The sequence below is a fragment of the Tritonibacter scottomollicae genome, from assembly GCF_032924845.1.
GTDB classification, from domain to species: domain Bacteria; phylum Pseudomonadota; class Alphaproteobacteria; order Rhodobacterales; family Rhodobacteraceae; genus Epibacterium; species Epibacterium scottomollicae.
The window spans coordinates 1411506-1425521 of the sequence record NZ_CP136704.1; the positions used below are offsets into that span (position 1 = coordinate 1411506).

Sequence of the window (14016 nt, forward strand, 5' to 3'; positions counted from 1 at the left end):
TCCTGCTATGCACAGACACGGTCAGGCCAGCGTGGACTGAAGAAAGCCGATCAGTGCTGTCCAGGCCCGCTTTGATGAGCGCTCATTGAACATCATGCCGCCTGCCCGATCTTGGGCTTTTGGGTTTGTGAAGGCATGTCCCGTGCTGCCAAATCCAAGCACCTGCCAGTCTGTACAATACTGACTAAGCTCCTCTGCCAGCGCCCGCAGCGCATCAGGCGGAGCCAAAGGATCATCCCAACCGTGCAGCACCAAAACTGAGGCCTTAAACGGTTTGTTGTTGAAATTCGGCGCGTCATAGACACCATGCAGTGGAATGCAGGCCCGAATATCGGCTCCCGTGCGCGCCAGATCGAGCACGGCCTTGCCACCGAGACAGTAGCCCATGGCCGCAATCCGATCTGCATCCACCTGCGGCAGGTCCCGTGCAGCGTCGACCGCAGCGCGCATTCGTCGGGCCAACACGCGGCGATCTGAGGTGACTGCCGCCATTTGCGCTCTGGCGTCCTCGGGCGTCTCCACCCGGAGCCCATTTCCGTAATAGTCCACCGTCAGCGCCACATAGCCAAGCGCCGCCAGTTCGGCGGCCCGCGCCCGCTCAAAATCACTGAGCCCGCCAAAGGCCGGTGCGATCAGCACGCAGGGCGCCGGGCCCCGTTGCGTTTCGTCCCAGACCAGATGGCCGATAAACTCATCCGTACCGTCACTATAGGAAAAGGTCTGGCTTTGCATTTATGCCTCCGAAACAAATCAGTTCCGCCCGCGCGTCCCGCGACCCGTGCTGCCGCGGGACCACCCAGAAAAAAGGGCCGGTGTCCTGCTGACACCGACCCCGTTCATTTCATTTCGACACCAACAGAGATCATCCGGCGGTGGCCGATTCCTTTTCATCCGCGTGGATCATCAGGGGCTGCGCATCGGAGGTGACGGCTTCCTCATTCACGACAACCTTGGTCACGCTCTCCATGCCGGGCAGTTCGAACATGGTGTTCAGCAGAATGTCCTCAAGGATCGATCGCAGCCCTCGCGCGCCAGTCTTGCGTTCGATCGCCTTCTTGGAGATCGCGGACAGTGCTTCATCGGTGAAGTCCAGCTCGGTCTCTTCCAGCTCGAACAGGCGCTGATACTGTTTGACCAGAGCGTTCTTCGGTTTGGTCAGGATGGTAATCAGCGCGTCCTCGTCAAGATCTTCGAGCGTCGCCAGAACCGGCAGACGACCGACGAATTCCGGAATCAGGCCGAATTTCAGCAGATCCTCAGGTTCGAGATCGCGGAAGGTTTCACCAATGCCCGCTTCGCTTTCGTCGCGCACATCAGCGCCAAAGCCCATGGCAGAGCCCTTGCCGCGCTGTTTGATGATCCGGTCGAGACCGGCAAATGCACCACCGCAGATGAACAGGATGTTGGTGGTGTCCACCTGCAGGAATTCCTGCTGCGGATGCTTGCGGCCACCCTGCGGCGGCACGGAGGCCACGGTGCCTTCCATCAGCTTCAGCAATGCCTGCTGCACGCCCTCGCCCGACACATCGCGGGTGATCGAAGGGTTTTCGGACTTGCGGGTGATCTTGTCGACTTCGTCGATATAGACGATGCCGCGCTGCGCTTTCTCGACGTTATATTCGGACGCTTGCAACAGTTTGAGGATGATGTTCTCCACATCCTCCCCGACATAGCCAGCCTCGGTCAGAGTCGTGGCATCTGCCATGGTGAAGGGCACATCGAGGATGCGCGCCAAAGTCTGCGCCAACAAGGTCTTGCCGCAGCCGGTGGGGCCAATCAGCAGGATGTTGGATTTCGCAAGCTCAATGTCATTCCCGGCCTTCTGGGCGTGGTTCAGGCGCTTGTAATGATTGTGCACCGCCACCGACAGCACACGCTTTGCCGTCGCCTGACCGATCACGTAATCATCCAGAACCTCGCAGATATCCTTTGGCGTCGGCACGCCATCGGTGGCCTTCATGCCGGAGGCCTTGGTCTCCTCGCGGATGATATCCATGCACAGCTCGACGCATTCATCACAGATGAACACCGTCGGTCCCGCAATCAGCTTGCGTACCTCATGCTGGCTCTTGCCGCAGAAACTACAGTAAAGCGTGTTCTTGCTGTCGCCGCTCGAGTTCGTCGCCATGGTCTACCTTTCCATCCGCCTCGGGGCCAGCGCGTGTCAGTATGCCCCGATTTCCAACCAGCTTAGGACAGCTCCCAACCGGCCACAATGTCAAATTGTGCTCCCTGACACACACAAGTGCACAGGGAACACAAAGCCGGCATAGTCGCCGGATCAGCTCTCTTCGTCGTCACCCTTCGCACGGTTCTCGACGATTTCGTCGATCAGACCAAATTCCTTGGCCTGCTCTGGTGCCATGAAATTGTCGCGTTCCAGCGCCTTTTCAATGGTCTCGTAGTCCTGACCGGTGTGTTTCACATAGATTTCGTTGAGGCGGCGCTTCAGCTTCTGCGTCTCCTCGGCGTGAATCATGATGTCCGTCGCCTGCCCCTGATAGCCACCAGAGGGCTGGTGCACCATCACGCGGGAGTTGGGCAGCGAGAACCGCATGCCGGCCTCACCTGCGGTCAGCAGCAGGGAGCCCATGGAGGCCGCCTGACCGATCACCAGGGTCGACACCTTCGGCTTGATGTACTGCATGGTGTCATAAATCGACAGGCCAGAGGTCACGACACCGCCGGGGCTGTTGATATACATGGAGATTTCCTTGGACGGGTTCTCCGCCTCAAGGTGCAGCAACTGCGCCACGATCAGCGAGGACATACCGTCGTGCACCGGACCGTTGAGGAAGATGATACGCTCCTTCAACAGGCGCGAGAAAATATCATATGCCCGCTCGCCCCGGCTGGTCTGTTCAACGACCATCGGCACAAGAGTGTTCATGTAGGTTTCTGTTGGATCAATCATTGGACCTGCCTGTCTTGGGATCTTGTCGAGCACCATACCCGACGAAGGATTACCCAAGTCTTAGTGCTGCGAAAAATGGGCTGCAAGAGGTGCACCCGCATTTTAGCGGCAGCGTGATCCTGCAAATCATCAGGCCGATGCCTCAAGCGGACGGTCTCCGGTGTCGTTATTCACCGCACCGAGGTCGCAATATCCGGGCACATATCCCTGCCACGGGGATAGCTGGTATAAGAGCGCCGAACACGCATGGTCCTGCGCCCGCACCCTTAGCCAGCATGGAAACGCCCGTGTCCGACGACAGTTTTGTTCAAAAAGGCGCTGCCGCCACGCTCTCGATCCCGCACATCGGAGAGCCACAGGATTTCTATTTCCTGCTGTTGCCCAAGGCGACAATGCTGCCCGTCGCCGCGGCGATCGAACCGTTGCGGATTGCCAATCAGGTCACCAATACAAAGCTTTACCGCTGGTACATCATGACCGAGGACGGCGCACCGCTGCGCTGTTCCAACGGGATGATGGTGACCCCGGACATGGCGCTCGGCGCCTTGCCCTCGGATGGGATGGGCTTTGTCTGCGCCGGGGTGGAGCCTCAGGATGCGGCGGGCGATATCACCCTCAACTGGCTTCGGCGCGAACATCGCTTCGGCCGCAAGCTGGGCGGCATCTGCACCGGCGCCTTTGCCTTGGCGCAGGCCGGGTTGATCAAGAACCAGCCGTTTACACTGCATTGGGAAAATCAGCCCGGGTTCGTCGAGCGGTTCGAGCATCTGAAGCCCTCGCCCAATATCTACGAGGTCACCGGCAGCCTGATGACCTGCGGCGGCGGCAGCGCGGCCACAGACATGATGCTGACCCTGATCGAGGAGCGTCACGGCAAGCAACTCGCCATCATCGTCGCCGACATGTGTCTGCATGTGCGCTCGACCTCGGGCGCGGCGCCGCAGAAATCGAACTACGCGGTCGCCATCGGCAGCCGCAACCAGCGCCTGCTGAGCGCGCTGCAACTGATGCAGGAATCGCTTGAGGAGCCGCTGTCGATCGGCGCGCTATGCACCCGGCTTGATATCTCGCGCAGGCAGCTGGAACGGCTGTTCTCGCGTTATCTCGATCAGAGCCCGATGCATGTCTACTCCGACATGCGCCTCAGCCATGCCTTTGCGCTGATGAACGAGACCTCGATGTCGGTGACCGAAATCGCGCTGGCCTCCGGCTTCAACTCCGCGACGCATTTCTCGCGCCAGTTCAAGCGCAAGTTCGGCGCCAGCCCGCATTTCTTCCGCAAGGGCTGGGCCTGAGTCCCTTTGGCACCGTTCCCGAGGCACGCGCGCCCCAGACCTGACGGCAAACGCACTGAAATGTGACGAGTATTTCAACCCGGTTGCGCGTACACCCGGTCCAGTCTCGTAGCCAGCCAGGAGCCGTCGCCATGGTCACACAGTCACTCTCTGCCCGTCTTGCCGCCGGGGCGATTGCCGCCTTTGTTCTGGCCGCCCCATTGCACGCCTCTGAGCAGGGCGCGGATCTTCAGCCACGCGAGGGCTGGGCGGTGCACGCCAGCATCAAGGATTACCCCACCCTGCTTGCGGATTTGAAAGCGGCTGTGCGCGACCATAATATGGGCGTGGTGACGGAGGCCGGCCCCACCGATGCCGCTGCCGCCCGTGGCATAACCATTCCCGGCAATCGCGTCGTGGGAGTCTTTGCCAATGACTACGCGGTGCAGATCCTTGACCTCTCCACCGCCGCCATGATCGAGGCGCCAATCCGCTTTTATGTCACCGAAGGGGATGACGGCACCGCCACCCTCTCCTACAAGACACCAAGCCATGTGTTTGCACCCTATGTGCCTGAGGCTGGCGAGAAACTGGCCGCCGTCGCAGAGCAGCTAGATGGCGTCTTCGGCGCCATTGCCACCGCCGCCCTGCGCGACTGACCCATCTGATTCCAACGCGAGATGTTTCCTCCGATGACCCAATCCCTCCGCGCCGCCGATGTTCTCGCCCGTCGCCTCTATGAGGCGGGCTGCCGCCACGCCTTTGGCATGCCCGGCGGCGAGGTACTGACCCTCGTTGATGCACTCACACGGGCCGGTATCACCTTCCACCTCGCCAAACACGAAAACTGCGCCGGTTTTATGGGCGAAGGGGTGCATCACGCCGATGGCGCTCCGGCGATCCTTGTGGCCACGATCGGCCCCGGCGCCCTGAACGGGGTCAACGTGGTGGCCAACGCCCATCAGGACCGGGTGCCGATGCTGGTGCTGACCGGCTGCGTCGATGCGGAGGAGGCGCAGACCTACACCCATCAGGTGCTGGACCAGCAGGCGGTCTTTGCCCCGATCACCAAGGCCAGCTTTCGTCTCGACGCCGCCGCCGCCGAGGTGATCGCCGATAAGGCCGTTACCATTGCCACGGAGGCCCGCCAGGGGCCGGTGCATATCGACGTGCCGATCACGGTGGCAGAAACGCCTGCAACCGAACGCCGCCCCCGCGGCGCGCCTGCCGGTGCTACCGCGCCTGCCGGTGCGACATTGGCGCAGGCGCATGGCTGGCTGGCAGAGGCCACCCGCCCGTTGGCAGTGATCGGCCTTGATGCGCTGCTGCCCGGCGGCGCGGAGGCCACAAAGTCTTTCCTTGAGGCCCGCCAGATCCCCTTTGTCACCACCTACAAGGCCAAGGGCATCCTGCCCGAAGACCATCCGCTCTGCCTCGGCGGGGCCGGATTGTCGCCGCGTGCGGACAGTCACCTGCTGCCGCTGCTGGAGGCCGCCGACCTGATCCTCTGCATCGGCTATGACCCGATCGAGATGCGCACCGGATGGCGTGACGCCTGGGATCCGCGCCACACCCGGGTCATCGACATCACGCCGGAGGCCAACAGCCACTACATGCATCAGGCCAGCCTGCCGCTGATCGCAGATCTGCCCGCAACGCTGGCCGCATTGGCCGTGGCGCCGCCCGCTCCCCCCCTCTGGCCGGGCAGAGAGATTGCCAAGACGCAATCCGCGCTGGCCGACGCCTTCCCGCACACCGACGATTGGGGCCCCGCAGGCGTTATCGCCCAATGCATGGAAACCCTGCCCCGCGACACCCTGCTGACGGCAGACAGCGGCGCCCATCGCATTCTGCTCAGCCAGATGTGGAAATGCCGCTCACCGCGCCAGCTGGTGCAATCCTCCGGCCTCTGCACCATGGGCTGCGCCGTGCCGCTGGCGATGGGTCGCAAACTGGCGCAGCCCGACCGCACGGTTGTCAGCTTTTCCGGCGATGCGGGGTTCCTGATGGTCGCAGGAGAGCTGGCCACCGCCGCCGAGATGGGGCTTGCGCCGATCTTCGTGGTCTTTGTCGATGCCTCCCTCGCCCTGATCGAACTGAAGCAGCGCCAGCGTCAGCTGCCCAACGCGGCCGTAGATTTTGGCCACCACGACTTTGCCGCCATCGGGCGCGCCTTTGGCGGTCAGGGCCATCGCGTGCGCAACCGCGCAGAGTTGACCGCAGCGCTCGATGCGGCCATGCAGGCGGACACATTCACCGTGATCGCCGCGGAAATCGACCGGGAGGGCTATGATGGCCGGATCTGACTTGTTGCCCCATGGCGCCCTCAAGGGGGTCAAGGTTCTCGACCTTACGCGCATTCTGGCAGGTCCCACCGCAACCCAGTTGCTGGGCGACCTCGGCGCGGATGTGATCAAGGTGGAAAACCCGTCGACGGGGGGTGACGACACCCGCCAATGGGGCAAGAGCGTCGCCGAAGGTGCTGATCTCACGCCCTATTTCATGGCCGCCAATCGCAACAAACGCTCGCTGGCGCTGGATATTGCCCACGCCGAGGGACAGGCGATCATCCGCTACCTGGCGCAGCAGGCAGACGTTCTGGTCGAGAATTTCAAACCCGGCGGGCTTGCCAAATACGGTCTGGATTACGCCAGCCTGCGCGAGAGCTGCCCGCGGCTGGTCTATGCCTCCATATCGGGATACGGCCAGACCGGACCCAATCGCGAAAAACCCGGCTATGACCTGATGGCGCAGGGATATGGCGGCATGATGTCCCTGACCGGCGAGCCTGACGGCGCGCCGATGAAGGTGGGCGTCGGCGTCGCGGATGTGATGTGCGGCATGTATGCGACCATCGGCATCCTCTCGGCGCTACGGCACCGGGATCTTACGGATGAGGGCCAGCAGGTCGAGCTGTCGCTGGTTGACGCGCAGATCGCCTGGCTGATCAACGAGGGCGTCAGCTATCTCAACACCGGGCAAAAGCCGCTGCGGCGTGGCAATGAACACCCCTCGATCATGCCCTATGGCACCTATGAGACCTCCGACGGCCACGTGATCCTTGCGGTGGGCAACGACAGCCAGTTCCGCCGTTTCATGGCGTTTCTGTCGCTTGAGGGGCTGGCGGAGGATGACCGTTTTGCCACCAACCCGGCACGGCTGGAGCACCGCGACGCGCTCAACGAGATCCTGAAGCCCGCCTTGCGACGCTTCAGCACCCAGCAGGTGATCGACGGCATGGAGGCCGCCAAGGTCCCTGTCGGGCCTGTGAAGACCCTCGACCAGGTGTTTGAGACCGATCAGGTCGACGCGCGCGAGATGGTTGTGACCATGCACTCCGGTGACACGCCGCTGCGCCTTTTGGGCAATCCTCTGAAGTTCTCGCGCACGCCGGTGACATACCGTAAAAGCCCGCCTAAGTGCGGCGCAGACAGTGACGAGATTCTCTCGTCCGATACGCCCTTCAAGGACGACTGACATCAACAGACGTGTTGCGGCCTTTGCCCGCCCCGCAATGTTACAGCCCCCGCCGTTTGGGCTGTCATATGCTGCGTCAAACGGCATAGCATCCCGCTTTTGCGCCGTTTTTTGCTCATTTGCTCTGACGACAGTGACACAAAACCGCGCACAGCCACACGCGCCTTCACCAAAGCGCGAGTGGGGGGCGCGCGGCCAATAGCGCTCCGCTAGCATCGTTTTCAACACAAGTTTTTTTCTCAAGCGCGCGAAAGTGACCCGCCCATGACCCAGGATATATTCGGACAGGATTGCAGTCTGACGGACGCGCATGCGCTCGATGCATGGAACGGCCTTCAACTTGGCGTGCTTGCCCATGCCGCAAGCACGGCCGATCATCTGGGCGCATTGCTGAAGGCCGCCCCTGATTTTGCACTGGGACAGGCCATTCGGGGGATCTCGCTGCTGATGCTGGGTCGCTCTGAACTGGTCCCAATTGCGCATGAGGCGCATGCGATCGCAAAATCCGCCTATGAGGGCGCCCTGCCGCGTGAACGCAAGTACATTGATGCGCTGGAGGCCTGGCTTGGCGGCAAACCCTCGCGCGCCGTTGCCTGCATGGAAGAGGTCCTGACCCTTTACCCTTGCGATACGCTGGCGATGAAACTCAGCCACGGCATCCGCTTCATCCTTGGTGACGCACGCGGCATGCGGGCCTCGATCGAACGGGTTCTGCCCGCCTATACCACGGAACACGCCGGTCATGGCTATCTGCTCGGCTGTCACGCCTTCACGCTGGAGGAGACCGGCGAATACGACCGCGCGGAGATCACCGGGCGCCAGGCCCTGTGGACTGCGCCGGATGATGCCTGGGGCCTGCATGCGGTCGCCCATGTGCATGAGATGACCGGCAACGCCAAGGCCGGGCTCGACTGGTTTGACGGGCGCGAACAGGCCTGGGCGCATTGCAACAACTTCCGCTACCACGTCTGGTGGCACAAGGCGCTGATGCATCTCGATCTCGGGCAGGTCGACGCGGTGATGCGGCTTTATGATGACGAGGTGCGCAAGGACAAGACCGACGACTACCGCGATATCTCCAACGCCACATCCCTGCTGATGCGTCTGGAACTGGATGGGATCAATGTCGGCAACCGCTGGGACGAATTGGCGGATCTCTGCGCGGAGCGCACTGAGGACGGCAGCCTGATCTTCGCCGATCTGCACTACCTTCTGGCGCTGGTGGGCGGAGACCGAAAATCAGCAACAACCCGTCTGGTCGAGCGGATCCACGCCGACGGGGTGTCCGGAACAACCGAAACCGCGCAAAGAATGGCCGACCCGGGCGCGACAGTTGCAACAGGGCTTGAGGCTTTTGGTGAAGGTGACTACCGAACAGCCTTTGATCGCCTCGCTAAGTCTCGGGATTCGTTGCAACTTGCAGGTGGCAGCCACGCTCAGAGGGACGTCTTTGAGAGAATGACCATAGACGCCGGTCTGCGGGCCGGAAACTGGGCGCATGTGGAAGCCATTCTTGATGACCGTCAGGCAAAACGCGGTGGCGCCGAAGACAATTACGCGATTGCCCGTCGCGCTTTGATCGCATCCGCCCGGAACAAGGGCAGCACCCAAAGCGTTCCAGCGGAGTGATCCTTTAGGAGATTGAAAACTGATGGCAGAAGTCGCGCCCTTTCCGGCGCCTGATAAGGGGAGCGCGTCCCGCGCCGCCGCCAATGCGATGAGTGCCCCGCCGGAGACTGCGGTGGCGTCGCGCCCCCGCGACCCGCGCCTGGATTTCTACCGCGGCATTGCGATGTTCATCATCCTGAGCGCGCATATCCCCGGCAACCGCTGGGGCAGCTGGATACCGGCCCGTTTCGGGTTCTCGGACGCCACAGAGATCTTTGTCTTCTGCTCGGGCATGGCCTCGGCGATCGCCTTTGGCGGCTCCTTCGCCCGCAATGGCTGGTGGATGGGCACCGCCCGCGTCGCCTATCGCTGCTGGCAGGTGTTCTGGGCCCATATCGGCTTGTTCTTCTTTCTTGCCATGTCGATGGCCGCGCTTGATCTTTATGGCGGCTTTGACAAGAGCTACATCGGGTCGCTGAACCTGCACCGGTTCTTCTCCAACACGACGCAACAGATCGTCGGGATTTTCACCCTGACCTATGTGCCGAACTACTTTGACATCCTGCCAATGTATCTGGTGGTGCTGGCCTTGATGCCTGCCGTCATGGGCGTGCGCAAAGCCGGACGCTGGGCCGTGGCCTGCCTGTGCATCGCACTGTGGTTGCTTGCGAACCCCTATATGATCGGCATGGGCCCCGATGGCCTGTCCCTGCCGGCCGAACCCTGGTCCGAGCGCGAGTGGTTCTTCAACCCCTTCGGCTGGCAGCTTCTGTTCTTCACCGGCTTTGCCTTCATGTCGGGCTGGCTGCCAAAACCGCCTGTCAGTCGCACACTTGCGGTGCTGGCCGTGGCGTTCCTGGTCTTCTCCATGCCGTTCGGTTCCTGGAAGGTGTTCAGCTGGCTCAATGCAGCCGCTCCAGATCTGGGCGAGACCATCCGCCCCGCCTGGCGCATCACCGACGAATGGCGCGAGAAGACCGACTTCGGTCTGCTGCGCTACATGCACTTCTTGTCGCTGGCCTATCTGGCGTGGCTCGTTGCCGGTGAAAATGGCCAGAACCTTGTGGCGCGCGGCACCTCCGTGATGTCGCGCATCTGGGCCACTGTCATTACCCTGATTACCAAAGTCGGTCAGCAGAGCCTCGCGGTGTTTGTCGCCTCTATGGCGCTGGCCCGCTTCATCGGAGCCGTGCTCGATCAGACGGATCGCAGCATCACCGTGACCGCTGCCGCAAACCTTGCCGGTTTTGCCCTTATCATCGGCTGCGCCTACGGCGCGGCCTGGTTCAAATCCCAACCGTGGAGACGCAAACGATGAGCAAACTGAGCCGTCGTTCCTTCCTGCAAACCGCATCCGCCCTGTCGCTGATCGCTGTCGCACCCGCTGTCCAGGCGACTGCCGGAACAGAGAAGTTTTCCCGTGCCGATGTGATCGCACGGGCCAAGGCCCTCGCGGAGCGCCCATACAGCGCGCGCAGCTCAGTCCCCGATGACTGGCTGGCGATGTCCTACGACCAGTATCGCTCGATCCAGTTTGATGTGGACAAGGCGCTCTGGGCCGGCACGGATCGAAGCTACAATGTCGATTTCTTTCTGCCCGGTCTGTATTTTGAGCGCCCGGTCCTGATCCACTCCGTTGTCGACGGCATAAGCACAAGCGTGCCTTTCGATATGGACCGGTTCAACAAGCACCCCGAAATTTCGCCCAAATTGTCCAAGGAAGGCGCGCTTGGCTATTCCGGTTTCCGCCTGCGTACGGATCTGGATGACGAAAACCATCCGGGCAAGAAAACCGAATTCTGCGTTTTCCAAGGCGCGAGTTACTTCCGCGCCATCGCCAATGGCAACAATTACGGGCTCTCAGCCCGTGGTCTGGCGCTGAAGACGGCCGACCCGGAGGGCGAAGAGTTCCCCGAATTCGTCAGCTTCTGGCTCGAGGCCCCCGGCCCGCTACAGGAGAACATGATCGTTCATGCACTGATGGACAGTCCCTCGGTCACCGGCGCCTATCGCTTTGACATCACGCCCGGCAACCCCTGTGTGATGGATGTCGAGGCGACGTTGTTTGCCCGCAAGGACCTGACCCACGCTGGCCTTGCGCCGCTCACGTCGATGTTCCTCTTTGATGGCACCAACCACCAGCGCTTTGACGACTTCCGCCCGGCGGTACACGACAGCGATGGCCTGTTGCTGAAGAACGGCCATGGCGAGGTCATCTGGCGGCCACTGGCCAACCCGACCCGGCTGCAGGTATCGAGTTTCGTGGATGAAAACCCGATGGGCTTCGGCCTGATGCAACGGGCGCGCAAACTGTCGGAGTTTGCGGATCTCGAGGCCTTCTACCATCGGCGCCCCTCGCTCTGGGTCGAGCCCAAGGGCGACTGGGGCAAAGGGGCCGTGACACTGGTGGAGATCCCCGCCGACAAAGAGATCTACGACAATATCGTGGCCTATTGGCGTCCGGACGAACCCTATGCCGAAGGCACGCGCGTCGATCTGGAGTATCGGCTGACCTGGGGCGAGGAGCCGGTACCGGACCTGCCGCGCGTCATAAATACCGCGTCGGGCGCAAAGATCTTCGGCGACCCGGGCCGTCTGATGGTCATTGATTTTGAGGCGCACCCGCTGTTCGAGGCGGACCCGGATGCTTTCACCATCCATGTGTCCTCTCCCAATCTGGAGACCCGCGACGGCATTCTCCAACGCAATCCGGAAACCGGCGGCATGCGGCTGGCGTTTTCCTTCGATCCGGGCGATCAGAACTCATGTTGAGCTGCGCGCCCAACTTCGGAAAGATGGCGCTGCGGCCTCCGAAGTCTGGCTTTATAGGTGGACTGTTTAAATGCGTGACTTCCCTCCCACTCCCCTGATCCCTCCGGAGACCCCGCTGGCAATGCCGGCGCAGGACTTCGGGACCGAGTTTCACGACGTCAAAGCGCCGGCCACCGGTGAGGGTCAGCCCGGCGTTGCCCTGTGGCGCATCCTGGCGTTTTCGCCCGCGATGGCTGCCACAGTGGCCCTCGGCTGGGTCATGCAAGGCTGGTTTGCCGCTGATGGCACAACCATGCTGGAGTGGGTTCTGTTGACGCTGATCGCGTTCAACTTCTTCTGGATCACCTTCACGGTCTCCACCGTGCTTCTTGGGCTCTACAGCCTGTCCCAGACCCGCCCGACGCCAACCCGTGGTCCGCGCAAGCCGATGCGGGTTGCCCTGCTGGTGCCGGTCTATAACGAGGTGCCGTGGTACGTGCTCGGCAATGCCCGCTCGATGCTGGAGGAACTGCGCGCGATCAGCGGGGCGCACCAGTACGACATGTTCATTCTGTCCGACACCCGCGATGCAGAGATCGCCGCGCAGGAAGAACAGAGTGTCCGCGCCCTGCGGGACGAATTGCCGGAGGGCATCAGCCTCTACTACCGGCGTCGCGAAAAGAACACCGCCCGCAAAGTTGGCAATATCCACGACTGGGTAACCCGCTGGGGCGGCGATTACGAGGCAATGCTGGTGCTGGATGCAGACAGCCTGATGACAGGCCGTGCCATCGTGCGCCTTACGGATGCGCTGTCACGTGATCCCGCCGCCGGCCTCATTCAGAGTTTCCCGCAACTCATTGGTGCACAATCCGTTTTTGGCCGCATGCAGCAGTTTGCAAATGGCGTCTATGGTCTTGCTCTGGCCGAAGGGTTGGCGCGCTGGACCGGGCATGAAGGCAACTACTGGGGGCATAACGCCATCATCCGCACCCGCGCCTTTGCCGCCTGCGCTGGCCTGCCGGAACTGCCGACACTCACCGGTGGCACCTCGATCATCATGAGCCACGACTTTGTCGAAGCAGGGCTTCTGCGCCGCGCAGGCTGGCGGGTGCGGTTCCTGCCGCGCATTCGCGGCTCCTACGAGGAAACGCCTGCAACCCTTGTTGATCACATCCAGCGGGACCGTCGCTGGTGCCAGGGCAACCTGCAGCATCTGCGCATTCTCAACGCCACCGGCTTTCACGCCATGTCGCGGTTCCACCTCGCTCATGGGGCGATCGGCTATCTCATGGCGCCTGTGTGGTTTGCTCTTCTGGTGATCTGGGCCGTGATCGGTCATGACGAAGGCGCCTCGGTCATCACCTACTTCTCGGAGAAGAACCCGCTTCGGCCAAACTGGCCCGACATGAGTGAGCCGCGTCATGTCGCCGTGATCATCCTGATCTACGCCATGCTGCTTGCGCCCAAAATCCTGTCCGTCGCTGCGCTGCCGCTGACCGGGCGGCGGATTTCGGACTACGGTGGCATCGGGCGGTTCCTGCTGTCGATGCTGACGGAAATCCTACTGGCGATCCTCTATGCGCCGATCCTGATGGTTCAGCAGATGATCGCCGTGCTGCGCACCGTCTTTGGTCTGCAAAAGGGCTGGTCGCCGCAGGCACGCGCGGGCGGGCACTACAGCCTCGCGACGCTGTTCAAATGTCATGCGCTGGAGACCATCAGTGGTGTGACGCTGTGGATTGGCGTTGCGACGGGTTTGGTTTCGCTCTGGCTCGCACCGATCGCGCTGTCGCTGGTGCTGGCGGTCCCGTTGTCGGCCCTATCCAGCCTGCGCCTTCCGCGTCGTTGGATGAGCACCGCCGAAGGGCTGCATGAGCCACGCATCAATCGCGCTGCACGGCATTATCGCGGCCTGCTGCGGAAAAACCTGCACGGTCCCGATGCGCCTGTGCAGGCCGTCGAGTGACGCTGACCTGATAAAGACGCGGG

The 14016-nt window shown here is 62.0% G+C and carries 10 protein-coding genes and 1 pseudogene; 8 read left to right on the forward strand and 3 right to left on the reverse strand.

All coding sequences use genetic code 11. The annotated features are described in order from the left end of the window. Positions 1–21 precede the first annotated feature (21 nt). The 3 genes from R1T40_RS07240 to R1T40_RS07250 all read right to left on the reverse strand — a co-directional run bounded on the left by R1T40_RS07240 (position 22) and on the right by R1T40_RS07250 (position 2914). The gene (locus R1T40_RS07240) at positions 22–732 is read right to left on the reverse strand and encodes a dienelactone hydrolase family protein (protein ID WP_317386418.1); all 711 of its coding nucleotides are present in this window, start codon (positions 730–732) and stop codon (positions 22–24) included. 130 nt (positions 733–862) lie between these two features. Then, a complete protein-coding gene (clpX, locus tag R1T40_RS07245; protein ID WP_106164784.1) occupies positions 863–2128 on the reverse strand; it encodes an ATP-dependent Clp protease ATP-binding subunit ClpX in 1266 nt (421 codons plus the stop codon). Between the two features lie 153 nt (positions 2129–2281). Then, entirely contained in the window at positions 2282–2914 is a 633-nt protein-coding gene (locus R1T40_RS07250; RefSeq protein WP_106164785.1) for an ATP-dependent Clp protease proteolytic subunit, read from the reverse strand. A gap of 287 nt (positions 2915–3201) precedes the next feature. Between R1T40_RS07250 and R1T40_RS07255 the strand changes: the two genes are divergently transcribed. The 8 genes and pseudogenes from R1T40_RS07255 (at position 3202) to mdoH (ending at position 13993) form a co-directional block, all read left to right on the forward strand. Continuing rightward, complete coding sequence (locus R1T40_RS07255) at positions 3202–4209, forward strand: GlxA family transcriptional regulator (RefSeq protein ID WP_317386419.1); 1008 nt, start codon at positions 3202–3204, stop codon at positions 4207–4209. A 131-nt stretch (positions 4210–4340) separates the two neighbouring features. Next, positions 4341–4847 carry a DUF302 domain-containing protein gene (locus R1T40_RS07260; protein ID WP_106164787.1) on the forward strand — a complete coding sequence of 169 codons (507 nt, stop codon included), beginning with the start codon at positions 4341–4343 and terminating at the stop codon, positions 4845–4847. 33 nt (positions 4848–4880) lie between these two features. Beyond that, positions 4881–6494 (forward strand): thiamine pyrophosphate-binding protein, encoded by a 1614-nt coding sequence (locus tag R1T40_RS07265; RefSeq protein WP_317386420.1) that lies wholly within the window; start codon positions 4881–4883, stop codon positions 6492–6494. Then, a complete protein-coding gene (locus R1T40_RS07270) occupies positions 6478–7665 on the forward strand; it encodes a CaiB/BaiF CoA transferase family protein (protein ID WP_317386421.1) in 1188 nt (395 codons plus the stop codon). The genes R1T40_RS07265 and R1T40_RS07270 overlap by 17 nt, the downstream gene beginning before the upstream one ends. Positions 7666–7929: 264 nt before the next feature. Next, positions 7930–9294 carry a tetratricopeptide repeat protein gene (locus R1T40_RS07275; RefSeq protein ID WP_317386422.1) on the forward strand — a complete coding sequence of 455 codons (1365 nt, stop codon included), beginning with the start codon at positions 7930–7932 and terminating at the stop codon, positions 9292–9294. A gap of 22 nt (positions 9295–9316) precedes the next feature. Continuing rightward, positions 9317–10591 (forward strand): OpgC family protein, encoded by a 1275-nt coding sequence (locus R1T40_RS07280; RefSeq protein ID WP_317386423.1) that lies wholly within the window; start codon positions 9317–9319, stop codon positions 10589–10591. Continuing rightward, positions 10588–12115 (forward strand): annotated as a pseudogene (locus R1T40_RS07285) (glucan biosynthesis protein). The gene R1T40_RS07280 and the pseudogene R1T40_RS07285 overlap by 4 nt, the downstream one beginning before the upstream one ends. Further along, positions 12116–13993, forward strand: coding sequence for a glucans biosynthesis glucosyltransferase MdoH (mdoH, locus tag R1T40_RS07290; protein ID WP_317386424.1), 1878 nt, complete (start codon positions 12116–12118; stop codon positions 13991–13993). Positions 13994–14016: the final 23 nt, after the last annotated feature.